Below are 23,307 nucleotides of genomic sequence, written 5' to 3' on the forward strand. Positions count from 1 at the left end.
CTCTTATCAAGAGATGAATTTCAAGGAGATACTGCATAAATTCCGTACCGAATCATTCACGGAGCGAGAGAAAGGTACAAAATTCGAGCGTCTGATGCGCTCATGGCTGCTGACAGACCCGCGCTACAACGAGCTTGAAAAGGTGTGGCTGTGGGAGGAATTCCCCGGACGCAAGGACTTCGGAGGCACGGACACGGGCATCGACCTCGTGGCCAAGACCGAAATGGGCGATTATTGGGCTATCCAATGCAAGTGCTACGCCGAGGACACCACCATCGACAAGCCTGCCGTCGATTCTTTCCTTGCCACGTCGAGCCGCACGTTCACCGATGAAGTGACGTTCCAGACCGCACGTTTTTCCAATCGCGTGTGGATTTCCACCACGGGGCATTGGGGAAGCAACGCCGAGGAAGCCATCCGCAACCAGGAGCCGCCCGTCACGCGCATCGGACTGACCGACCTCAATTCATCGCCCGTGGACTGGCAGAAGCTGATGGATGGACTGACGGGAAACTCCGCCCTCATGGAGGGCAAGAAGCCGCGCAACCACCAGCTTACTGCCATATCCAAGGCATACGCCCATTATATCACTGGCGGCAACGACCGGGGCAAGCTCATCATGGCCTGCGGCACGGGCAAGACCTACACCTCGCTGCTCATCGCCGAACAGTTGCTGGACGGTAAAGGACTGGTGCTGTTCATGGTTCCGTCCATCGCCCTGCTGGGGCAGTCGCTCAACGCATGGTCGGCAGACGCGAAGAAGTCCATAAAGGCCGTCTGCATCTGTTCGGATTCCAAAGCCTCACGGAAGATTCACAACAAGTACGATGACATGGACGACAGCGTGGTTGACCTTGCCGTGCCTGCGTCCACCAGTCCGCAGTCCATAGCTTCGCAGTTGAAGAAATACCGCAGTCACGACGGGTTGGTAGTCGTGTTTTCCACCTACCAGTCCATTGATGCCGTTTCAGCGGCACAACAGGAGATACTTTCCGAAACAGACGGCGAGTATGGCGTGTTCGACTTCATCATATGTGACGAAGCCCACCGCACCACGGGCGTGAAGTTGTCGGACAAGGACGAGAGCAATTTCACCAAGATACACTCCAACGATAATGTGCAAGGCCGTAAACGGCTTTACATGACCGCCACGCCACGGCTGTATGGGGAATCGGCCAAGATAAAGGCATCGGAAAAGGACTGCATCCTCTGTTCGATGGACGACAAGGCTTTGTACGGGGATGAGTTCTATCGCGTGAATTTCTCCTACGCCGTACAGAACGGACTGCTGACCGACTACAAGGTGCTTGTCCTTACCGTCGGCGAGGATGATGTACCGGAAAACATCAAGCGCGATGTCACCGACACGACCACGGAACTGAACTTTGACGACACGTCCAAGCTCATCGGCGTAATCAACGGACTGTCCAAGATGATACAGGGCGACGACCACCGTACATGGGATGCCGACCCGCACATGATGCGCCGTGCCGTGGCGTTCTGTTCATCCATTGACAGGAGCGCAAGCAGAGTGGGCATCGCTTCCAAATATGTAGCTTCCGTGCTGCCGAAAATATCGGAAAAGTACGACGAGAATCTGGATGCGGAAAGCCTTTCGCATACCGTTTCGATAGCCGCAAGACACATAGACGGTTCGATGAACTCACAGGAGCGCAACGGAATCCTGCAATGGCTGGCGGACGAGCCAGCCAATGACCGGGAGTGCCGTGTGGTGACTAACGTGCGCTGTCTGTCCGAGGGTGTGGACGTGCCGTCGCTCGATGCCGTGCTGTTCCTTTCCGCCCGTAACTCGCAGGTGGACGTGGTGCAGTCGGTAGGCCGCGTGATGCGCACTTTCCACAAGGGACTGCCCGACGAGAAGAAGTACGGGTACATCATCATCCCTATTGTCGTGCCGTCAGATGTTTCGGCGGAGGAAGCACTCGACAACAGCAAGACTTTTGATGTGGTCTGGGAAATCCTGAACGCGCTGCGCTCCCACGACGACCGTTTCAATGCAATGGTAAACAAGATTGCGCTCAACAGGCAGAAACCCAACAAGCAGTCCTATACGCCGTCCGTCACCATCGGCAGGCCGGGGTTGGGCTTTCAGGAGGGAGAGGAAGAAGCGCGGCAGATGGAGAACGCGGAAATCGCCCGACAGTTGGAACTTCGTTTCGGCGAATTGCAGGACGGCATGTATGCCAAGCTCGTGGAGAAGTGCGGCGACCGCCTCTATTGGGAGAACTGGGCCAAGGAAATCGGACTGATTGCGCACAAGTTCATTGAACGCATCTCCCGGCTCATCCAGTCCGGCGTACACAAAAAGGCGTTCAACGAATACCTCAAGGGATTGCAACGTGACCTAAACCCGTCCGTGGATGCAGCACAGGCCATTGAAATGCTGGCACAGCACATCATCACCCGTCCGGTGTTCGATGCGTTGTTTGCCGATTACCAGTTCGTGAACAACAACGCCGTGAGCCGTTCCATGCAGCGCATGATAGACCTCTTGCAAGAGCAGGCTTTCGAGAAAGATACCGAGGTGTTGGACAAGTTCTATCAGTCGGTGAGGACGAATGTGGGCGGCATAGACAATCTGGAGGGCAAGCAGACCATCATCAAGAACCTTTACGAAAAATTCTTCAAAGGCGCGTTTCCGCTCACCGTGGAGAAATTAGGCATCGTCTATACGCCCGTGGAGTGCGTGGACTTCATCATCCATTCTGTAAACGACATACTCAAGGCAGAGTTCAACACTTCACTGACCGAACAGAATGTGCATATCCTCGACCCGTTTGTGGGCACGGGTACATTCATCACGCGGCTGTTGCAGTCCGGCCTTATCCGACCGGAGGACATGGAGCGCAAGTACCTGAATGAAATCCATTGCAATGAAATCGTGCTGCTGGCCTATTATATCGCCGATGTGAACATTGAATCGGTATTCCATGACATTACCCGCCGGAAAACCTACTTGCCGTACAGCGGTATCTGCCTGACGGACACTTTCCAACTGGCGGAGAAGAAGCACAACGAGCTTTTCACGGAGTTCTTCCAAGACAATTCCAAACGGGTGAAGAAGCAGATGGCCACCCATGTAAGGGTGATTGTGGGGAATCCGCCATATTCCATCGGACAAAAATCGGCACATGATGATGCGCAAAATCTTCAATATCCTAATCTTGATAAAAGAATAGCAGATACGTATGTGAAATTTACCGAGGCATCATTGAAAAAATCATTGTATGACAGTTATATTAAGGCTTTCCGCTGGGCTTCTGACCGTATTCCACAGGATGAAGGAGGTGTCGTAGCATTTATTAGTAATGGGGCATGGCTTGATAGCAGTGCAGGTTCTGGTATTCGCCGTTGCTTTGAGGAAGAATTTACTTCCATTTATGTACTGAATCTACGTGGCAATCAGCGCACATCAGGAGAGTTGTCACGCAAGGAAGGTGGAAAAATTTTTGGTAGTGGTTCTCGCACTCCCATAGCAATCACTTTTCTTGTCAAGAATCCTGCAAAGAAAGGCCAAAAAGCAGTTATCCATTACCACGACATAGGTGATTACTTAACACGTGAACAAAAGCTCAGAATGGTAAAGGATTTTCGCTCCATTTCTTCGCTGAAGTTGGATTGGCAGATTATTACGCCTAATGAAAAGGCAGACTGGATTAACCAACGCGATGGCGTTTTCGATAGTTTGATACCTTTGGCTCCAGAAAAGAAAAGAACATGAATGCTCTTTCCCTCTTTTCAAATTACTCAACAGGTGTCATAACTAATCGAGAGTCATGGGTGTATAATTCAAATTTTCAGGCGTTAACAAATAATTGTTTAAGACTTATATCTTTTTATAATTCGGAAACAATCCGTTTTATAAGCGCATTAGGACAGAACAGTAGTCTTGTTGCATCGCATTTTGTAGATAAAGACGAAACTAAAATAAAGTGGGATGAAGCGTTGTTTAAGTATGCACAAAAGGGTAAGGAACTGCAATTTGAACCAAAAACAATAGTTGATGCAATATACCGCCCCTATTTTAAGCAACATCTTTACTTCAATAAAGAACTTAACTGGAGTAGATATTTGATGCCTTCATTTTTCCCAAATGGTTATGATAATATTGCAATATGTGTAAATGGAAGTGCTGGACAAAAAGAGTTTTCTGTCTCGATTACTTCTCACATTGTGGATAGAAGTTCTATTGGTGCTGGTCAATGTTTCCCTCTGTTTTGGTATGAGGAAAACAAGAATTCCCAAAGTTCACTTTTCGATGATGCAGAAACTAACCGTTATATCCGTCGTGACGGAATTACCGACTGGATATTGAAAGAAGTCCGCAATCGCTTCGGAGGTTCACGTGCTATCACCAAAGAACACATCTTCTACTATGTGTATGGACTGCTTCATTCCAAGCAATACCGCGAGCGGTTTGCCGATGACCTTAAAAAGTCATTGCCACGCATCCCCATTGTAGATAACGTGCAGGACTTCATGGCCTTCTATAAAGCCGGAAAAGAACTTGCCGACATACAGTTGAATTACGAACAGGGCATCAACGTGCAAACAACAGGACATGACAGTAATTATACTTTCTTCGCAGAAATGCCAATGTTGGCTCATCGTTTCTTTGGCGTAAAAGTTATTGGCGACATCGACATCTGGCAAAACGAATGGACGGATGAAACCTACCAATACTTCGCCGTGGAGAAAATGAAGTTCGCTAAAGTCCGCGACGAGAATGGCAAACTCGTACCCGACAAGAGCAAAATCATCTACAACGGTCACATCACCATTGAGAACATTCCGCTCAAAGCCTACGAGTACATAGTCAATGGTAAGTCCGCCATAGAGTGGGTCATGGAACGCTATGCCGTCACCATCGACAAGGCATCCCAAATCAAAAACGACCCCAACGACTGGTCAAGAGAACACGAACAACCCCGTTATATTCTCGACCTCCTGCTGTCGGTCATTATCCTCTCTTGTCAGACGGTGGATATAGTAAATTCATTACCTTTGTTGAAGAATGTATATTAAGAAACTTATTTTGAACTTACAATGGAAATAGTAAGAATAGAACCAACTGAAAAAGTAAAACCTTTTTTGAAAGGATTACGCTTACCATCGCAATTTAATGGTAAAATCAATAAAATCGAATTTATTCAATATTGTACTCAAAACGATGCTTGTGTTGGAGCAGAAACATGCAAGCGGTTTCAAGATGTTTATAATACTATTGCAGGAGCACGACTATCTGTCGCTTTAGCTCAAATCAAAGAATTTCCAGAATTTATACAGCAAAACGAATGGGGGTATAATTGGATGCGAAGTCGATATGCAACAGATGCAATTTTGTTATACGAGGCTTCTTTTGACCTGATTTTACAAATACCGTGGATATTCTTTCAAATTTATAAACTAAATGATAGCAGTCTTGATTTGAGAAAAAATTTAGCTTCCATATTAAAAGCTTGTCGTTTGCGGAATCGAGTTGATTCCCAAACTGGAAAAATTGTGGCTTTTGGTTTGGAAGATAATATCAACTCCGAGCTATATTCTCTTCTTAAAGAATTTAACAATAAAAATAATCACATTATTTCCCAATTAGCCAATTACATTAAACACAAACAGTGCATTTCTTTCAAAGAGCTAAAGTTGCAAAATAGTTTTGTCGTATTAGGGAGGAATTATAATTCTGAATCTTCTTTAGTAGAACATTCTTTGGATGAGATAATTGTAATCTTGAAAGGTCATCATATGAAATTGATAAAGTTATGTGAAGACGTACAAAGTTTTTTCCCTTTTTAGAATTAAGGCACTACGCATATTTTTCGAATATCTGATGTGGTGTTGCATAAAAATGCTATGCACACATTAGATGTTACAAAGCATATAATCTATTTGGCAAAGCCAAAATTGAACCAAGTACATTTAACGGAAAAATATTCTGTATTTTGTATAGAAGTCCTGATTTTATTTATTACCTTTGCATCAGTTGATTGACTTATTGGGAATGAGCAGAATGGTGAAGTTCGGTGGTTTCTAAACCATTACCTATTCTCTTTTTGACTGATGATAACTCGCTGATTTACAGTTACATTTTATTTAGTGCAACATTTGTGAACGAGGAGAAGAGAAACATATCCCTTACAAGGTACAGGGACGGGTTATGAAGCGGCGTGCCCATAATCCGGTGCAGTTCCTCGTCCGTGAGATATTTTTGCTCCGGTTTCGGATGCTCCGGTTCGTAGCCGAAGAAGGGGTAGGCGGTGATGATGCCGTCGGCGATGGCTTCGCCGACCACGGTTTTCAGCCGTACTGTGAGGTTAATCACGGTTCCCGGAGCCAGATGGCATTCGGTACGGAGATGCAGGTCATATTTTTCAATGAAGGAAAGATCCAATGCCGTGAACGGAATATCCGATACCTTGTATTGGGACCGGATGAACCTCTCCACATGGTTGTAAGCGTTCCTGTATCCTCCGAGAGTTTTGGCAGTGCGGTTTATCCCGACCCGTTTCTCAAAGTTGCCTATGAACTTCGTGAAATAGCCCAACAAGGTTTCCTGCCCGGAGGCCATGCCGAGCAACCGGTGCTTCACTTCCTCTGCGCTGACCCCGTCACGCACGGCAGACAGCTCCGCATAGATACCAAGTGCCCTTGCCCGTATCTCATCCAGACGGTTGTTTATTTCCTTTGCCGCCACGCTCTTGCCCGCAGCCCGGCCTGCCGCCCACATCTTTTGCGGCACCCTCAGCTTCATGCTGAAAGCCGCTTCCGAGTATTTCCCGATGTTCAGCCTCGCCATCACAGGGCAATACCCGTCGGCATCAGACTCGCTCTTTTTAAGGTAGAACGACACCTTTACATTCTTCTGATTCATAACCTTTTCCTTTCTTTGCAAAATTACCGGATAAAGGTCAAATGAAAGGCATGACGAATATGGCAGAATATGGAAACAAGTCCCATGCGCGAAAGAACCGTCCCGTATTTTTTCTGCTTTGCGAAAAAATGGCTATCTTCGCTAATGCAAAATATACAGGGACAGCGTTCTTTACGGTGATATGGCAGGAGGTTCTGAAGCCCGTTTTGCGTGGATTTTCCTCCCCGAAAAAGGCAACGGATAGGTAGCAATTCATTTTCCTAACCCATCAAAAAACGGCTGATGCACCCCAATGTTGGATATGGAATACAACCGCACATCACCTTTCATTTCCAACTGCTTGCATTATTCTTCCGAATTTCATCCGTATGTGGGCGAGTTTATTTATCTTTGCCCTATGAACGCCTCTCCGGAATACACCTCGCGGGACTACACCGTCTCGCTGCCCGCCGATGAATACATCGCCGTCTATCGCGATGCCCGGCGATTTGCGGCCTGCTGCCGCGCCTGCCCCAACTACGGCCGCAGCTGGGCCTGTCCGCCCTTCGAATTCAACGTCGAAGAGTACCTCTCGGGATACCGCACGGCACTGATCATCGCCACGAAGGTCACGCCGCTACAGAGCGGAATGCTCCTCTCGGAGACCGAACGGCTGCTGCGTCCCGAGCGGGTGCGCCACGAACGGATGCTGCTTGATCTGGAGCAACGCTTCGGCGGCCGTGCCTTTGCCTACGCCGGGCGGTGTCTCTACTGTCCGGAGGGGAGCTGCACGCGGCCGGAAGGCCGGCCGTGCCGCCATCCGGAGTGGGTGAGGCCCTCGCTCGAGGCGTGCGGGTTCGACCTCGGGCGCACGACAGAGGAGCTGATGGGCATTCCGCTGCGGTGGGGCGAAGGCGACCGGATGCCCGAATATCTGACGCTGGTGAGCGGATTCTTCCACAACGCCGGGCAGATCGATCTGACGAAATATCAGCAGGAGCGATGAGCGGAAGAGGAGTGGCAGGGTGGATGCTGATCGTCGCGGCACTCGCGGCCACGACCTGCACGACGCACAGGGAAAAGGCAGAGTGGCAGGTCGACAACTTTCTGGCGGTCGAACACCCCGACAGTGCACGGCGGCTTCTCCGGCAGATCGATCCCGAACGGCTCAGCCGCGACGACCGAGCCCGATGGACGCTGCTCTCGGGACTGGCGGAGGTTGCATCGGGCGATACACTGGCGGGGCAGCAGCATCTCATGCGGGGAATCGGCTATTTCGACCGTCACGGTTCGGCGTGCGAGCGTGCCGTGGCGTGGTACACCTACGCCCAGGCGCACGTCACGACAGGCAACCTGGAGGAGGGAATCCGGGGCTACACGCAGGCAGCGATTCTGGCCGAGAAGGCCCTGGCTGCCGGACAGTCCGACGATTCGCTGCGGCGGGGGACCGAGACGCTGCTCGTGGCCGTCTACCACACGCTGGGACTGCTCTATTTCGAACAGGGATACGATGCCGTAAGGCCCTTCGCGAAGGCGGTCGAGGCGGCCCGTGCCAACGGCAACACGGAGCAGGAGAGCTACAGCCGCTTCATGCTGGCCTCGTCGTACAGTGCCAACGGGGATTACGAACGGGCCGTAAAGACGCTCGAGCCGCTGGTCAAGGCGGCCGATACGATCCCGTTCCGGTACTTCGCCCAGCAGATCCGCCTGCAGAACCTCATCTTCCACACCTATCTCGGCGACTGGACGCCCGAGCAGTTGCTGGAGGCCCGCAAGGGGATCGATCTCGAGGTGATCCGCCGTGCGCCGCTTTCGTACGGCTCGGCCTCGTCGGAGGATACCGGGCGGTCGTTCTACGACGTGGCCTCGGCCATCATCTTCCAGCGCGACGGCCAGCTCGATTCGGCCCGCCGCTATATCGAAGAGTCGCTGGCCGACCGGGAGACGTTCCATCAGGGAGATGTCGGGCTGTTCGACCTGGCTGCCGAAATCTACCACAACCGGGGCGACGACTCCCGGGCCTACGACTACATGAGACGGTATGTCACGGTGAAGGATTCGCTCTTCGAGGTGCAGCGCGGGGCGCAGGTGGCCGAACTCGAACGACGGTTCCGTACGGCCAACGAGGTGGCGCTGCGCGAGGCATCGCTGCGCTACCGGGTGTGGATTACGGTGCTGGCGGCAGCGTTGGTCGTCGTGGCGGCCGGAACGATCGTCGTGGCCTACCGCCGCAAATTGCGCCGCCGCGACGAGCAGCTCAGCGAGTCGCTGGCCCTCGTCGACTCCTACCGCGAGTCGCACGACAGCCTCACCTCACGGCTCGACGCCTCCAATGCCCGCGAGGCGGCCGTCAAACGGCTGCTGGAGGGGCGTATGGCCGCCGTGCGCGACATCGCCGCCACGTATTACACCTATGGTGAAGGAGAGCGCCTGATGTCCAAAATGCGCGAACTGGCGCTGAGCCCCGCCATGTTGGCCGACGTGGTCGGAATGGCCGATCTGTACAGTGATCGGGCCGTCACGCATCTGCGCGAACAGTTCCCCGGCTGGACAGAGCGGAACTACGACTTCGCGGCGCTGGTCATTGCCGGATTCACTCCGCAGGAGATCTGCGTCATGCTCGACATGTCGCTCAACGGCGTCTACACCCTCAAGTCGAAACTCAAACGCCGCATTACCGACTCTTCGGCCACAGACCGCGACCGGCTGCTCGCGTTCTTCACCTGAATGCCAATCAATGAATCACCTCCATGCGAACCTGCGTATAGCTCTCGCCCACACGCAGCCGCAGGGTGTAATAGCCGGAGTCATACGACGGCCAGTCGAGCAGTTTGAAGACCAGGTTACGGCCCTGCTTCTCGCACGTCAGGTCGTTGTTACTATCGAGTTCGACCTCGAAGTTCTCGTCGGGCAGCGGTACCGAGACCTCCTCACCAAGACCCTTCGAGGAGTAATCCAACTGGTAGGGCGTCGAGTTCCATTCGGGCAACCAGTAATTGCGGGGTTTTTCGATGACGAATTTCACTACGGCGCCCAGCGTCCCGCGCTCGGCATCCTCGATGTTGTTCATGACGTAGAATTTGAGGTAATTCACGTTGCGGTCGGGATCGAGCGGCAGGGCCACGTTGTGCGACGGGAATACGCGCCCCGTAACGCCCCGCACGGCCACATAGCCGTAACCCTTCATCACTGCCACCTCCGGCGCGGGATTCTGCAGCGTCGAGACATCTACGGCCCCGAGGCCCGAGCGGGCACCCAGCATGAAGAGTTGGCAACTCGACGGGCTGATGAAGTTCCCGGCATCGTTGATATAGATGTCCGAATCGTCCAGGATCGTCTTTCCGTTCTGCTCGTTGTACATGTTCAGTATGGCAGTTCCCTCGGGATCTCCCGGGGTTTCATCCTTCGAACACGAGGCCGCCGTCATCACAAATGCCGACACGAGGATCGGTAAAAACACGCTTCTCATCATCTGTTTTTCGTTTTTACAGGTTTTGTAGCCGAAGAGCAAAGATACGAAAAATTCCCATTGCGCCAAACCGCATGTGCAAACGGAATCCGGATCCAGCCCGGAAAACGTCATCTTTTCAGTATCGTTTGCCGAACAGGTGTTTGCAAAGGCATCTGCGCGCCGGAAACAAGGAACTATGGAGGATAAGCAAGATTTTTCAGGAAACTATCGTTGTATATCAACAAGTTGCAATCCGACAAACAAGATTTCATCTGTATCGGAAAGGTGCTTTCATGCGTAATTTTGCATTACGAAGCAACCCTTCGAAATCGCAAAGCCATGAAGAATACCTTCCTGTACACACTCCTGATTCCGGTGGCGATCCTGCTGGCATTCGCCCCCGCCGAAGCCCAAACCATCACCCCTTCCGACGGCGTGATCCGCGGTCGCCTGGTCGATGCGTCGGATGCCCCGGTCGCCGGAGCGGCCGTCGTGCTGTTCAACCTCGACTCGGTCTATCTGGATGCCGTCGCCTCGGGGGCGGACGGACGGTTCGAGCTCCGCTCCGCCGTGCGTCCCTACCGGTTGCAGATTCAGCACCTCGCCTACAAAATGCGCGCGATCGAGTCCGACCGGGCGGATCTGGGCACGATCCGACTCGAAGAGGAGACCACGAAGGTCGATGCCGTAGTGGTCCAGGGCGAGCGCCCCGTCGTGAAGGTTGAGCAGGGACGGCTCTCGTACGACCTCGGACGGCTGATCGAAGGGCAGGCCGTCAACAACGCCTACGAGGCCCTGACGCGGTTGCCGGGTGTTACGGAGCAGGAGGGTGCGCTGACCCTGGCCGGAGCCTCGTCCGTCACGGTGATCCTGAACGGACGCCCCTCGACGATGACCGCCGAGCAGCTGGCCACGCTGCTGCGTTCGACGCCGGTCGACCGGGTGGAAAAGGCCGAGGTGATGTACAGCACCCCGCCGCAGTACCACGTCCGCGGGGCGGCGATCAACGTCGTGCTGCGCCGCAGCCACGAGACGGCCTTCTCGGGCGAAGTCCACGCCAACTACACGAACCGCTGGTACGATAGCTACGATGCCGGAGGGAATTTCGTCCTCACGTCGCCCCGATGGTCGGCCGACGTCACCTATTCGGCCGCCCGGAGCAAGGAGCTGTCGAGTTTCGACCTGCGTTCGCTGCACACCTTCGAGGAGCGGCAGTACGACATCCGGCAGGATGAATGGATGACTGACGAGGGGTGGAGCCATCAGCTCCGGGCTGCCGTCGAGTACGCTCCGAAGCAGCGGGGTCGCCTGAGCGCCGCCTACACCGCCTCCTTTGCCCCAAACATCAACGGCCTCTCCCATTCGACGGGAAGCTACGTCGAGTCGCTCTCGAAGAAGTTGAGCGACCGGTCGCTGCACAACCTGGCGCTGCGCTACACCTCGGCATTCGGGCTCGACCTGGGGCTCGACTACACCCATTACAACAACCCCGAACAGTCGCGGCTCGAAAACCGCTATACCGACCGGGAGGCGACGGCCTTCGATGTCGGTTCGGGACAGCGCATCGACCGGCTGAACGTGACGGCCGACGAGCGTCATACCTTCACGTCGGGCTGGGAACTGACGGCCGGCGGGGCCTTTGCCTTTGCCCGTTCGCACGACTGGCAGCATTACACCGTTCTGGAAGGTGCGCCCGCAACCTCGGACACCGACGCACGCCTCGACGAATATACCGGAAATCTCTATGCCGGATTCGGACGGCAGTCCGGACACGTGAGCTTCTCGGCCTCGCTCGCCGGGGAGTATTACCGGCTGGGCAACTACGAGAACTGGTCGTTGTATCCGCAGGCGTCGCTGAACTGGATGCCCTCCGAACGGCATATCCTCCAGCTGAACTTCTCGTCGGACAAGGCGTATCCCTCGTATTGGGAGATGCAGGGGGCCGTCTCCTACATCGACGGCTATTCGGAGATCCACGGCACGTCGGGACTCCGCCCCTCGCGCAGCTACGAGGCGCAGGCCGTCTACATCTACCGTCAGAAATACCTCTTCGTCCTCTTCTGGAACGAGCGCCCCGACTACTTCGTGCAGGCCGCCTGGCAGGCTTCCGACCGGCTGGCGCTGATCTACCAGTCGCTCAACTGGAACTTCAACCGGCAGTGGGGCGCCAACGTCGTCCTTCCGTTCCGAATCGGACGGTGGCTCGACTCGCGGCTGACGCTCACAGGGATGCGGATGCGGCAGCGGTGCGACCGGTTCCACGACATGTCGTTCGACCGCTCGAAGTGGGTCGGCATCGCCCGTCTCGTGAACACCTTCCACCTGAGCCGCAAACCCGCCATCGACCTCGAGGTGAACGGATTCTTCCAGTCCGCAGCCATCCAGGGAACCTTCAACATCGAACCGCTCGGATCGGCCGATATCGCCCTGAAGTGGAGCTTCGACCGGGGCCGCGCAACACTCTCGGTACGCTGCAACGACCTGTTCAACAGCGGCATGCCCAACACAAAGGTCCGCTATCGCGGGCAGTGGCTCGACATGGAGGCCTTTCGCCACATGCGCACCGTGACCGTCCACTTCTCCTACCGTTTCGGCGGTTACAAGGAGCGCAGGCATCGGGAGGTCGACACCTCGCGATTCGGACATTGACCGTCGGGCGAGAACCGCGAATAATAAAAGAGGTCACGATCTCGGATCGTGACCTCTTTTCCGTCGAAGACGGCAACTTCCCGGAATCAGGATCGGCGCCAGAGAGCCGACATCTGCTCGAGGGTCTTGCCCTTGGTTTCGGGAACCCAGCGCCATACGAAGAGGGCCGACAGCAGCGACATGAAGGCATAGATGCAGTAGGTGCCGCCGACACTCCAGCCGCACAGCGAGGGGAAGGTCGCCGAAACCAGGAAATTCGAGATCCACTGTGCCGCCACGGCCACGGCTACGGCCTGCGACCGGATCGTATTGGGGAAGATCTCCGAAATGAGCACCCAGCAGATCGGGCCCCACGACATCATGAACGAGGCCGTGTAGAGGATGATGAAGACAAGGGCCGCAATACCGATCGAATCGGTGAACGACAGCGCCGCGAGGGCCGCCATGCCGATCATCATGCCCGTCGAACCGATCATCAGCAGCGGCTTGCGCCCCACACGGTCAACCGTGAAGATCGCCACCACCGTGAAGAGAATGTTGACCACCCCCATGACAACGGTCTGCAGCATCGAGGCATCGCCCGAAAAGCCCATGTTGGCGAAGATCCGCGGTGCATAGTAGAGGACGACGTTGATGCCGATGGCCTGCTGGAAGAACGACAGCAGGATGCCGATGACGATGACCGTCACGCCGTAGGAGAAGAGGCGTTCGCGCCGTTCGTGGACCGTGGATTTGATCTCGGCAAGGACCGTACGGGCCTCGGCCGTGCCGTTGATGCGTTCGAGCACCGCGAAGGCCTTCGCGTCCTTGCCCTTGAGGGCCAGGAAGCGCGGCGTCTCCGGAACGAGCAGGATCAGCAGCAGGAATGCCCCCGCAGGATAGGCCTCCGAGAGGAACATCCGCCGCCAGCCAATCTCGACCATGGCTGTCTGGATCGCTTCAGCCGTCTCGCCGAGGTTGTTACGGATCAGGTAGTTGACGAAATAGACCACCAGCATGCCGAAGATGATGGCGAACTGGTTGCACGAGACGAGCGTTCCGCGGATCCGGGCCGGTGAGATCTCGGCGATGTACATCGGGCAGAGGGCCGAAGCCAGCCCGACACCCACACCTCCGATGATGCGGTAGATGTTGAACAAGACGAGCAGCGGCAGCGAAGCCTCGCCGTAGGGCAGGATCCCGCTCTCGGGCCACCACGACCCTACGGCCGAGAGGAAGAAGAGGATGGCCGCCACGATCAGCGAACGCTTGCGGCCCAGGCGCGAAGCCAGCACGCCCGAGATCGCGCCGCCGATGACGCAGCCGATCAGGGCGCTCGAGGCCGTGAAGCCGTGCAGCCACGAGGTATAGGTGAAATCGGTTGCCGTGCGGAAGAACTGGTCAAGCGCCTGCTCGGCACCCGAGATCACCGCCGTATCGTAACCGAAAAGCAATCCTCCGATGATCGCCACCAGGACGATCGAAAAGAGGTAGGTGCGGCTGCCGTTTGATGGGGTTGATGTCATATATGGGGTTTTAGGTTGTTTTCAGGAGAGCGGCCCGGGTGACGGCCGCGGTCTTTTCGCAAACCGTCCGCAGGGATTCCGCAAAGAATCGGGACGGCCGACAAGAGATTCGTCGAGGCCCGTTTCCGGAAACGGAACTCCCTCCGCCGACTGCCGACAGGCTGCCGACGAAGGGTGCATTCCGTTCATCAAACGGGAATCCGACGGGTCGGATCCACTCGCGGAATCAGATATAAAGGTTGATGAGCGTCTCGTAGAGCTCTTGATGGCCGCTGTGCTGCACGGGTTCGTGCGTGCGGGCATACTCAGCCACCTGCTCCAGCGTGAGACGGCCCTCCTCGAAGGCCTTGCCCTCGCCCGAATCATACGAAGCGTAACGCTCCTTGAGCATCTTCTCGTAGGGCGAGTGGTCGAGGATGTCGGCCGCAATCAGCAGCGCCCGCGCGACGAGCAGGCGCGGCTGAAAGCCAAGGAGGCGGAGCAACTCAAACGCGACGCCGCCAAACTCAAAAACAAGTAGCCCTTCCCTTTCTGCCGCAAAGAGATGCCGCCGGACGGACCGCGCAAGGTCAGAACAAGTTGCCACCGGCAAACCTTGCGCAAAGTTCCTCCGGCGGCTTCGGCTTGTTGCTCCCAAACGGGAATGGAGGAATAAAAGGTAAAAGCGACACTTGAGCGATACATCTCTTTCCATTCATGAGCCAAAAAATGTCTATCGGGGCGAGTTCTTCGAGATTGTCTCATAAAAGTTTGGGAAATTTTCGTTTTTCCCCGAATTAGCACGTATCTTTGAATTCGAAAAACAAACGGCCATGAAAACCAATCGGGAGGAGATTCTGCAACATGCCCTGCAACTCTTTATGTCGAAGAATTACGAGGGAGTCAGCCTGCAAATGATCGCCCACAGCGTCGGGCTGACCAAAACCGGGATCTTCAACTATTACCCCACGAAACTCGACCTTTTCATCGCCGTGGCCGACCGCTACCTCTTCCACGTCCAGGATCCGGAAAATAAATTCGAGCCGTCGGACGGGTCGCTGCGCGACTTCATCGACAAATACGTCGAGGGTGTGGATCGCACCATGGCCGAGATCGTGCGGCTGGGCAATATTCAGCGGGAGAAGATGCCCGGACAGCTGGCCAACGCCGGGTATTTTCACCTCTTCCAGCAGGTGCTCTTCTACTATCCCGACGGCAAGCACAAGCTCCACGAATGGATGGAAAAGGAGTTCCGGCTCTGGTGCAACGTCATCGCCCGAAGTGTCGAGCAGGGCGAACTGCGGGCCGATACAGATATTGAAGAGGCTGCCGCTCTGTTCCGGCAGGTTTTTATCGGACTCTCATACCAGATGTCATTCTCCGATGGTCTCGATGTCGGGATTCTCCGAAAACGTTTCCTCTATATATATGGACTGCTGAAGCGCTGAGCGGTCTTTCAGCAACTTTTTTCACGAATTGAAGCAAAAATATGACCACGTGGTCATATTTTTACTTTTTTATGCTATCTTTGTCTCCATGAAAAACTGACCAACCGGTAACTTTTATGGAAAACAAATCTTTCGAACGCATCCAGCGGAGCTTCAACTACACACCTGCGAGCATCTTTACGAACCAATGGTCAAACCTGGCCTTTGGTGTTGGAATGATTGTCATTCCGGCCCTCTTTCCCTTCGGCCTTCGTATCCGCCATCTGCGGATTCTCTCGCCGGCAGTCTTCTCGACCATTCTGATTGTGGGCGGCGTGCTGCTGCTCTTCTTCACCTGGCGGGGCATGCGAAATGCCCGGGCGCTGAAAGCCGCAGGAGGAAAGATCACCGTCGACGGTACGCGCGTCACCTATCCCGAAGTAGAGAAGGGAAAGGTCGAATACCGCTCATTCCTCACCTCGGACATTGAGTACGTAAAGGATGACGAGGAGGAGCACCAGTGCAAGGTCAAGACGCCGGACAACTACATCATCTTCGAGACTCGCTATTTCGACTCCGAGGAGGAGTTCGAGGCCTTTCGTGCACTGCTGGGATAAATCGGATAATCCAAAAACAGAATCTCATGAATGCAATCATCACCAAATGGATCTGTGCAGCGGGCATGGCATCGTTGACTCTGACCGGCTGCGGGTCGGGCGAGACCTATCCGATGGCCTCCGCCGAGGGGCTTGCCAAAATCCGGGAGCTCGTCGCAGAGCATGTAGACACTACGAAATACAAGATTTACACGGTGGAGTGGCGCGAGGACAACCGCGACCGCCAACTGGAGAACATCCTCACGCATATCGACGTCTATTACCTCGACGCCGACAACAACGATTACTACCTTGCGTTCCAACTCACCGACGGGAAGTTCACGACCGACGGTCCGGAGCGGGACGACCGCCAGATCAACTCCTATGCATGCTCGACTCCGCTCAGCCTCGATGCCATCGATTTTGACTACCTCCAGCAGATCGGCGACCGTGCGGATGCGCTGGTGATGTCCGATGAAAAGGGCAAACACCTGACACTGAAGTCGGCCGGGATATTCCGTTTCCAGATCTGGCCGGTGTCGCTGAGCAACGTCGACCGATGGAACCGCAGCGAGGAGTACCGCGAGGAGTCGCGACAACTCGAGGTGCAGTTCGAACTGAACTACGTCGACGAGAGCGAGTCGCCCGAATACCAGGGACGCTTCACCGTGACGAACTACTACACGGTCGCCTTCACGGCCAATGCCGCCGGAGAGGTCTCCATCGACAATTAACCGCACGGAAATGGGACTGATGGGAGGCGCGCCTCCAACCTCGGGGCCGGACGCCGAACGACTCTTTGCGGCCGGAGTCACCTGCATCTGCTGCGAAGCGTGGCCACAGGCCTACGACTGCTTCGTACGCTCGGCTCGGGAAGATGCCCCGACACGCTACAACCAGGCTCTGTGCTGTTTCCATGTGGGATGGTATGAGGAGAGCTACCGGCTGCTTGCAGAGGCCGAACGGTTGCTGGACGACAAGCCGGGCAAAGGCTCCGGCCTGGGCATCCCGTCCATGCCACGACTGCAGCTACCCGAGGCCTTCCGCCGCAGGGATACCGACGGTGAATTGCCACGCAGTCCGCTGCTGCCCGAAACGCCACGAGACGATGCTTTCACGCTGATCCTCCGCCTGCGGGCCGAAACGGCCTTCCGGCTGGGCCGCTGCGAGGAGGTGCGCACGATTGCCGCCCGCCTCGGGCACCGATACAAACACCTTGAAAACCTGCTCAAAACGATTGACCGATGACACCGCTCCGGGAACTCTACGACCTTTATTACTATCCGAACCCTGCAAAGGAGGAGCGCCGGCGGCAACTCCTTACCGAGATTCCGACCGACGCACGCGACGAGGACAACTACGGCCGCACATCGCTGCATATCGCGGCGGAATTTGCCGACTGCGAGGCCATCGCTTCGCTGCTCGACCGCGGGGCCGAGGTAAACGACCGCGACACGGAGGGGCACACGCCGCTCTTCCGCCTGGCCTCGCGCCGCAGCAGGGTGGCTACACAGGAAGAACAGATTGCCACGGCGGCTCGGCTGCTGCTGGATCGCGGCGCGAACCTTCCGCGTTCGGCCCGTGGCACAACGGCGCTGATCGAGGCCGTGCAAAACCGGCACCACGCGATGGCCGCCGTGCTGATCGACTCCGGGCAACGCCTCGACTCTGCGAACAGCTACGGCGACAATGCTCTGCACATCCTCTGCGGGCGCGCCGCCGATACTGCAAGGGAGATCGCCGGCAAGGAACGTTTTATCGCCAGCTTCGGCGAAAGGTGGGTCTCGGAGAAGCAGCAGCGGGAGGCCCGCGAGGAGCTGGAGGAGCTTCAGGCGGAACAGATGCGCTGTTATGCGACGGCGGCACTGCTGCTCCACAGCGGGCAGATCGACCCCGACGAGAAGAACTCGGCCGGGCGGCGAGCGTTCGACCTCGCCATGGAGGGCGGAGCCAAATGGGTGGGCGCCCTGCTCTCGGGCGAAGATCCGTTCGATGAACTCACGATGGAGACCGGCGGGATGGACCTCTTCCAGGCACTGCGCCAAAGAGATCGGAAAGCGTTGGAAGCCCTGCTGCAGGCGGGTGCCGATCCCGATGCGGAGTGCGACAACCGCGAGATGAGCGACTGGATGGGCAAGACGCCGCTGGTCTGCGCGCTGGAGTGGGGCGAGACCGAAATCGCGGCGATGCTGCTCCGGGCCGGTGCCGACCCCGACCGGCGAACGGCAAAGGGGATGTCTCCATTTGCCGTCTGGATCGAGCAGGGATGTCGCGTATCGGACGGCATGGAGCGATTCGCACCGCTCATGGAGCTTTTCGAGCAACAGGCGTGGCACCCCAATGCTCCACAGACGGGGAAAGACGAACGGGCCCTTATGCTGGCGTGTCAACACGATGACTACGAACTGGCCATCTGGACCTTGCGGCGCCTGCTGAAACAAAAGGTCGAGGTGAATGCCCGCGATGCGCTGGGGCGCACGGCCCTGATGCATCTGCTGGGTCCGCACAGCGCCGGGCCGTATCAACCGGAGATACTGGAGCGGTTGCTGGAGGCCGGCGCCGACCCTTGTGCTGCCGACAACGTGGGGCGCACCGTGCTGCACTATGCAGCCGAGGGCTACACGCATGCGGCGGCACGGCAGGCGGCCGAACTGCTCTTCGATTTCGAGCGGCCCGATGTCTCGGCCGTCGACAACGAGGGTCGTACGCCGATAGATATCGCCATGCGCAGCAACAACGAGTCGCTTGTGAAATTTTTGCTGAAACACGTTTGAAATCAACGCCATGGATACCTTTCAGACCTTTCTGAACGCCTGCCGCAACGGGCAAAAAAACATCGTGAAGATCCTCCTCGAGCGGGGCGGCATCGACCTCAACCGGCGCGATGCCGAGGGCAACACGGCGCTCCATTATGCCTGCCGCGAAGGATACCGGGATTTGGCAGTGCTGCTGCTGGAAAAGGGAGCCGATGCCTCGTCGGCAAACAACCGGGGCGAAACGCCGCTCCACGCCGCCGCCCGAAAGGGCAATCGCGAGATCCTGGCCCGGCTCCTCGATGCCGGGGCTGATCCGGATGCCGCCGACCGGGAGGGCTGCACGCCGCTGATGCGGCTCGTGGAAAACCGCCGCACGGATGCCGCTCTGTGGCTGATCGACCGCGGGGCCGACACCGAGGCTACGGACCAGACGGGACATCGTGCGCTGGATTATGCCACGGCACACGGCCTGACGGAGGTGGTCGCACGCCTCACGCAAACCGATGCGGCAGACGGCATGGCGCGCGATGCCGAAGGCAACACGCCGCTGCACCAAGCGGTCTACAACGATCAGGCCCAGGTCGTGCGTACACTGCTCGCGGCCTCGAAAGCGCAGCTCAATGCGCCGAACGATGCGGGCGAAACGCCATTGCTGGTGGCGTGCGGACGCGGAAATCTGCACATTGCAAGGATGCTCCTCGATGCCGGGGCCGACGCAAACCGGCCGTTAACCAATGGGACAACGCCGCTGCATTGGGCGGCACAGGCGGGCAACCGCTATCTTGTGGAGGCGCTGCTCGGGGCCGGCGCGGCAATCGACGCCCGCAACGGAGTGGGTGAAACCCCGCTGCTCATGGCGGCCCGCGCCGGGAACAACGAAGTCGTGCGCCTGCTTGTGGAGCATCGTGCCGACGTCAATGCGGCGGACAACCTCCAGCACACGGCACTTTACTATGCCGGCGAACGCGGCTTCACGGAGATCGTCGAGCTGCTGCTTGCGGCCGGCGCTGAAGGATAAAATGGATCGAAAACCTTAAAACATACCGAACATGGCAAACGAGAAGATGAAACCCCAAAGCCCGGAGGAGATTGCCCGGGCGGCACAAGAGGCAGCCCTGGAGCAGATGCGCGCGATGATGGGCTCGATTCCGGGGATGCCCGACATGCCCGACATGGGCGACATGCAGGCACAGATCATGGCGCAGATGCAGGCTGCCGTGCCCGATCTGGCGGAGATTCAGGCGCAGCAGGCCGCCATGGGAACGCTCGGCGGGGTGGATGCCGCCGCCGTGGCCGAAGCCGCCCGGCAGAACCTGGCGCAGGCCGCCGCAACCATGCAGGCGATGCAGGACGGAAGTCTCGAAAAGGAGTTGCGCGAGGCAAATGCCGCGGCGCTCGACTGGCTGGGCGAGGACGACGGCTGGGAGATCAAGCACGCTGCGACGTGCCGTCTGACTGCGAAGCAGCGCCGACTGATGGCTTTTGCCGCGCCACTGCTGGTCTATAACGACGAGGCGGTGGACGCCGTCGAGAGCGAGGTCCTTCCCGAAACCTACCGCGCGCAACTGCAGAGCTGGTGGAACATTACGGACCGCGAATCGACGCTCGAAATCGTCCGGTGGCTGCTCCACGAGGGTCACCATGCGGATGCCGACGCGGCGCTGGCGCTCATGCGCGGCGACCAGCCCGAAGCGGGCGATCCCGAAGAGAAGGCCGAGGATGTGCAGTCGATCGCGGAATTTATGGTCGAAAACGGGTATTGCACAACTGAAACGCTTCCGCGGACGGTCATTGCGTGGGATCTGGTGCGCATTGCCAACCTCGGACGCTGGGCCCTCCATGCCGGCTACCTCTCCAAAGAGGAGATGTGGCAGGTGATGCAGGTGGCGGCCGATGCCGCCCGCGAACACTTCTCGTCGTGGGAGGAGTACGGACGCAGCTTCGCCATGGGTCGCGGCGTCTGGCACGGCGATGAGGAGGATTGCCAGACGGCCTGGGAGATCGTCACCACGCTGCTTGAAGAGGAGACCTCGCCTTGGCGGCAGATTGCATGGAACGAATAGCAACCCGACGACACCGAAGCAATGGAACGGGGAATTGAATTCTATGTGATGCTGGCCGCCGTGGCGGTCGGCGCCCTGACGTGGCTCTACAGGAAAGGCAGCCGGGTCTGGCGAACGGTACGCAAGCTGCGTCGATCCTTCCGGGAGATCTGCCTGAACCCGAAATCGACGCTCGATAACGAACGGTGTCGTCAGCTGGCCGTCGGGGCGATGTACGCCTCGCAGCAGGGGGCGTGGCAGAATTCACTGGAAACGGGGATTTTCGACACGCTGCCCGAGATCGTGGGCTGCTGGTGGGGCATCGATTCCACCGCAGAAGCCCGCGCACAACTGGACTACCTCTGCGAAAAGGGGTTCCGCTACTACTGGCCCACGGTGCTCGAGGCCTTTCGGCTCGACGGTCGCGAACGGCAGGACAAACTCCTCCAACAGCGGATGACCTCGCAGGAGGATTACGACAAGGTCTCGTCGCAGCTCGAAAACCTGCGGGAGACCTTTGACGAACTCCTCTCGTACGGCGTGGTCGCCTCGAAGGAAGAACTCAACGGCTGCAACGTGACAGGTTGGGATGCCGGGCGTATCGTTTTTCTGGCGCGCGCCTGCTGCGAGATGGGCTACCTCTCCGAAGAGGAGGCATGGCGTTACATCGGACGCGCCGACGCGCTGGCGCACGAGACGTGTGGATCGTGGCGCGAACTGGCGATGAGCTATATTCTCGGGCGCTCGCTCTGGGGCGGCAAACGGGCCTACAATTCGGTGATGAAGAAGACGGCCGACGTGCTGCTGAACGATCCGAAAAGCCCGTGGGTACGCTACCCGTGGTAAGAACACGACGAAGCAGCGATGAAAGCCGCGCTGAAATACCCGGTCTTCTACCTTGCCCCCGCGGAGCATATGGTTTATGTCTTCTGGCGGGAGGAGAACGTGACGACTCGCCGGCTGCTCGCCGAGGCCGACGGCTGGGCTGGGCAGGAGGTGGTCGACGCCTCCGGGCGCTGCTACACGATCCGCCGCTGTCGGGAAACCGGCCCGGTCGGACTCTACGGTCGCATCGGCCCGGCTGACCGGCGCACCGTCCGCTACGATACCGACTTCGAAGAGGAGGTTCGCGATTGTCCGCTCCCGGAGCTGCAGGAGTGGATCGCCCGCGAATATTCCCGATCGGAGTGGTTCCGGGAGGCGTGCTGGCGCAACGCCGCCGACTTCCGACAGGCGGTCTACGGCTGCCGGAGTTTCGAAGAACTGGCCCGGATGTTCCGCTGCCGACCCGAAGAGGAGCCTTCTATCCAACGCGATCTGGTACGCTTTCTCGCCGTGGCACTCGTTGTCGGACTCGTTATCTGGCTGCTGGCCCGCTACACATAAAACCCAAAATCATGAAAATCAATCATCTCATCGTATTTCTCCTTCTGCTCGCCGCCACAGGCTGCGCAAGCACTCGCAAATCCGCGGAGATCGCCCCGACGTTCGTAGCCTCCGAATCGACCTGGCTGTATCGGGATGCCGAGGTGGTAAACCGCCGTCTGAAACCCCTCGAACGTCCGCAGGTGCGCTTCGATGTCGAGCGCGCCATCCTGCACGGGGATTCGGTCTGGGTAGTGGTTCGCGCGACCATTCCCCACCGCTCGATCCGCCGCGGAGAGTGTTTCAAGGCCATAAGTGTTCTTCAAGCCTCCGAGGGCATCATGGAGCTGGGCGAACTGTCGCTCGACTCGGGCCATTTCATGCCCGACGGAGAGGGGGATGTGGATGTAGTGACCCGTCCCGGCCGGATGCAGAACCTCTATCTCTCGTGGCGCTTTGCCTGGGACGAGCGTATGCGGATGAATACCTTCATCGTGGTCTTTGCAAGCCTGACCGACGGCCGACATCTGTTCGAGTATCTGCCCCTGATGCTGCCGCTCTTCTGGATTGATGATACGGAGGATGAGTTTTACTGGCCCCGGTCGACCGGGATTCCCGAGGAGACCCTGCTCGATCGGTCGCCCTTCGAAACTGCCGTCGAGTGAT

The 23,307-nt window shown here is 57.0% G+C and carries 16 protein-coding genes and 3 pseudogenes; 15 read left to right on the forward strand and 4 right to left on the reverse strand.

All coding sequences use genetic code 11. The features are described 5' to 3' along the window. The first annotated feature begins 13 nt into the window (after positions 1 to 13). Positions 14 to 5,046: pseudogene (locus tag B5E60_RS11495) on the forward strand (DEAD/DEAH box helicase). A gap of 21 nt (positions 5,047 to 5,067) precedes the next feature. Next, the gene (locus B5E60_RS13810; RefSeq protein WP_143260746.1) at positions 5,068 to 5,817 is read left to right on the forward strand and encodes a hypothetical protein; all 750 of its coding nucleotides are present in this window, start codon (positions 5,068 to 5,070) and stop codon (positions 5,815 to 5,817) included. A 289-nt stretch (positions 5,818 to 6,106) separates the two neighbouring features. Here B5E60_RS13810 and B5E60_RS11500 read toward each other — a convergent pair. Beyond that, a pseudogene (locus B5E60_RS11500) lies at positions 6,107 to 6,892 on the reverse strand (site-specific integrase); the annotation flags it as partial. 397 nt (positions 6,893 to 7,289) lie between these two features. On the opposite strand from B5E60_RS11500, the gene B5E60_RS11510 reads away from it, so the two are divergent. Both B5E60_RS11510 and B5E60_RS11515 read left to right on the forward strand, forming a co-directional pair. Further along, positions 7,290 to 7,877, forward strand: coding sequence for a DUF2284 domain-containing protein (locus B5E60_RS11510; RefSeq protein ID WP_087311764.1), 588 nt, complete (start codon positions 7,290 to 7,292; stop codon positions 7,875 to 7,877). After that, positions 7,874 to 9,598, forward strand: a complete 1,725-nt coding sequence (locus B5E60_RS11515) for a tetratricopeptide repeat protein (protein WP_087311766.1) — start codon at positions 7,874 to 7,876, stop codon at positions 9,596 to 9,598. The genes B5E60_RS11510 and B5E60_RS11515 overlap by 4 nt, the downstream gene beginning before the upstream one ends. 7 nt (positions 9,599 to 9,605) lie before the next feature. Here the strand turns inward: B5E60_RS11515 and B5E60_RS11520 are convergent, their stop codons facing one another. Then, positions 9,606 to 10,340, reverse strand: coding sequence for a DUF5036 family protein (locus B5E60_RS11520; RefSeq protein ID WP_204246471.1), 735 nt, complete (start codon positions 10,338 to 10,340; stop codon positions 9,606 to 9,608). A gap of 321 nt (positions 10,341 to 10,661) precedes the next feature. Here B5E60_RS11520 and B5E60_RS11525 point away from each other — a divergent pair, with 321 nt between their 5' ends. After that, positions 10,662 to 12,971: an outer membrane beta-barrel family protein gene (locus tag B5E60_RS11525; RefSeq protein ID WP_087311771.1), complete on the forward strand. Its 2,310-nt coding sequence runs from the start codon at positions 10,662 to 10,664 to the stop codon at positions 12,969 to 12,971. A gap of 86 nt (positions 12,972 to 13,057) precedes the next feature. Here B5E60_RS11525 and xylE read toward each other — a convergent pair whose 3' ends face one another. Both xylE and B5E60_RS11535 read right to left on the reverse strand, forming a co-directional pair. Further along, positions 13,058 to 14,476 carry a D-xylose transporter XylE gene (xylE, locus tag B5E60_RS11530; protein ID WP_087311774.1) on the reverse strand — a complete coding sequence of 473 codons (1,419 nt, stop codon included), beginning with the start codon at positions 14,474 to 14,476 and terminating at the stop codon, positions 13,058 to 13,060. A 226-nt stretch (positions 14,477 to 14,702) separates the two neighbouring features. Then, a pseudogene (locus B5E60_RS11535) lies at positions 14,703 to 14,924 on the reverse strand (xylose isomerase); the annotation flags it as partial. Between the two features lie 364 nt (positions 14,925 to 15,288). Here B5E60_RS11535 and B5E60_RS11540 point away from each other — a divergent pair. The 10 genes from B5E60_RS11540 to B5E60_RS11585 all read left to right on the forward strand — a co-directional run bounded on the left by B5E60_RS11540 (position 15,289) and on the right by B5E60_RS11585 (position 23,306). Further along, positions 15,289 to 15,903, forward strand: a complete 615-nt coding sequence (locus B5E60_RS11540) for a TetR/AcrR family transcriptional regulator (protein ID WP_087311776.1) — start codon at positions 15,289 to 15,291, stop codon at positions 15,901 to 15,903. Between the two features lie 116 nt (positions 15,904 to 16,019). Next, a complete protein-coding gene (locus B5E60_RS11545; protein WP_087311778.1) occupies positions 16,020 to 16,499 on the forward strand; it encodes a hypothetical protein in 480 nt (159 codons plus the stop codon). A gap of 26 nt (positions 16,500 to 16,525) precedes the next feature. Further along, on the forward strand, positions 16,526 to 17,212 hold the full coding sequence (locus B5E60_RS11550; protein WP_087311780.1) for a hypothetical protein: 687 nt from the start codon (positions 16,526 to 16,528) through the stop codon (positions 17,210 to 17,212). Between the two features lie 10 nt (positions 17,213 to 17,222). Beyond that, positions 17,223 to 17,726, forward strand: a complete 504-nt coding sequence (locus B5E60_RS11555; protein ID WP_087311782.1) for a hypothetical protein — start codon at positions 17,223 to 17,225, stop codon at positions 17,724 to 17,726. Further along, positions 17,723 to 19,252, forward strand: a complete 1,530-nt coding sequence (locus tag B5E60_RS11560; protein ID WP_087311784.1) for an ankyrin repeat domain-containing protein — start codon at positions 17,723 to 17,725, stop codon at positions 19,250 to 19,252. The genes B5E60_RS11555 and B5E60_RS11560 overlap by 4 nt, the downstream gene beginning before the upstream one ends. A 10-nt stretch (positions 19,253 to 19,262) precedes the next feature. After that, complete coding sequence (locus B5E60_RS11565; protein ID WP_087311786.1) at positions 19,263 to 20,252, forward strand: ankyrin repeat domain-containing protein; 990 nt, start codon at positions 19,263 to 19,265, stop codon at positions 20,250 to 20,252. A 31-nt stretch (positions 20,253 to 20,283) separates the two neighbouring features. Continuing rightward, positions 20,284 to 21,297: a DUF1266 domain-containing protein gene (locus B5E60_RS11570; protein WP_087311788.1), complete on the forward strand. Its 1,014-nt coding sequence runs from the start codon at positions 20,284 to 20,286 to the stop codon at positions 21,295 to 21,297. 21 nt (positions 21,298 to 21,318) lie between these two features. Further along, the gene (locus B5E60_RS11575; protein WP_087311790.1) at positions 21,319 to 22,122 is read left to right on the forward strand and encodes a DUF1266 domain-containing protein; all 804 of its coding nucleotides are present in this window, start codon (positions 21,319 to 21,321) and stop codon (positions 22,120 to 22,122) included. A gap of 18 nt (positions 22,123 to 22,140) precedes the next feature. After that, on the forward strand, positions 22,141 to 22,662 hold the full coding sequence (locus B5E60_RS11580; RefSeq protein WP_087311792.1) for a hypothetical protein: 522 nt from the start codon (positions 22,141 to 22,143) through the stop codon (positions 22,660 to 22,662). Between the two features lie 11 nt (positions 22,663 to 22,673). After that, a complete protein-coding gene (locus tag B5E60_RS11585; protein ID WP_087311794.1) occupies positions 22,674 to 23,306 on the forward strand; it encodes a hypothetical protein in 633 nt (210 codons plus the stop codon). Position 23,307: the final 1 nt, after the last annotated feature.

Source organism: Alistipes sp. An116, from assembly GCF_002161005.1.
GTDB lineage: Bacteria > Bacteroidota > Bacteroidia > Bacteroidales > Rikenellaceae > Alistipes > Alistipes megaguti.

Excerpts from the sequence above, each read along its gene's own strand:
- B5E60_RS13810 (WP_143260746.1), top strand. The coding sequence starts at position 5,068 with ATGGAAATAGTAAGAATAGAACCAACTGAAAAAGTAAAACCTTTTTTG.
- B5E60_RS11510 (WP_087311764.1), top strand. The coding sequence starts at position 7,290 with ATGAACGCCTCTCCGGAATACACCTCGCGGGACTACACCGTCTCGCTG.
- B5E60_RS11515 (WP_087311766.1), top strand. The coding sequence starts at position 7,874 with ATGAGCGGAAGAGGAGTGGCAGGGTGGATGCTGATCGTCGCGGCACTC.
- B5E60_RS11520 (WP_204246471.1), bottom strand. The coding sequence starts at position 10,340 with ATGAGAAGCGTGTTTTTACCGATCCTCGTGTCGGCATTTGTGATGACG.
- B5E60_RS11525 (WP_087311771.1), top strand. The coding sequence starts at position 10,662 with ATGAAGAATACCTTCCTGTACACACTCCTGATTCCGGTGGCGATCCTG.
- xylE (WP_087311774.1), bottom strand. The coding sequence starts at position 14,476 with ATGACATCAACCCCATCAAACGGCAGCCGCACCTACCTCTTTTCGATC.
- B5E60_RS11540 (WP_087311776.1), top strand. The coding sequence starts at position 15,289 with ATGAAAACCAATCGGGAGGAGATTCTGCAACATGCCCTGCAACTCTTT.
- B5E60_RS11545 (WP_087311778.1), top strand. The coding sequence starts at position 16,020 with ATGGAAAACAAATCTTTCGAACGCATCCAGCGGAGCTTCAACTACACA.
- B5E60_RS11550 (WP_087311780.1), top strand. The coding sequence starts at position 16,526 with ATGAATGCAATCATCACCAAATGGATCTGTGCAGCGGGCATGGCATCG.
- B5E60_RS11555 (WP_087311782.1), top strand. The coding sequence starts at position 17,223 with ATGGGACTGATGGGAGGCGCGCCTCCAACCTCGGGGCCGGACGCCGAA.
- B5E60_RS11560 (WP_087311784.1), top strand. The coding sequence starts at position 17,723 with ATGACACCGCTCCGGGAACTCTACGACCTTTATTACTATCCGAACCCT.
- B5E60_RS11565 (WP_087311786.1), top strand. The coding sequence starts at position 19,263 with ATGGATACCTTTCAGACCTTTCTGAACGCCTGCCGCAACGGGCAAAAA.
- B5E60_RS11570 (WP_087311788.1), top strand. The coding sequence starts at position 20,284 with ATGGCAAACGAGAAGATGAAACCCCAAAGCCCGGAGGAGATTGCCCGG.
- B5E60_RS11575 (WP_087311790.1), top strand. The coding sequence starts at position 21,319 with ATGGAACGGGGAATTGAATTCTATGTGATGCTGGCCGCCGTGGCGGTC.
- B5E60_RS11580 (WP_087311792.1), top strand. The coding sequence starts at position 22,141 with ATGAAAGCCGCGCTGAAATACCCGGTCTTCTACCTTGCCCCCGCGGAG.
- B5E60_RS11585 (WP_087311794.1), top strand. The coding sequence starts at position 22,674 with ATGAAAATCAATCATCTCATCGTATTTCTCCTTCTGCTCGCCGCCACA.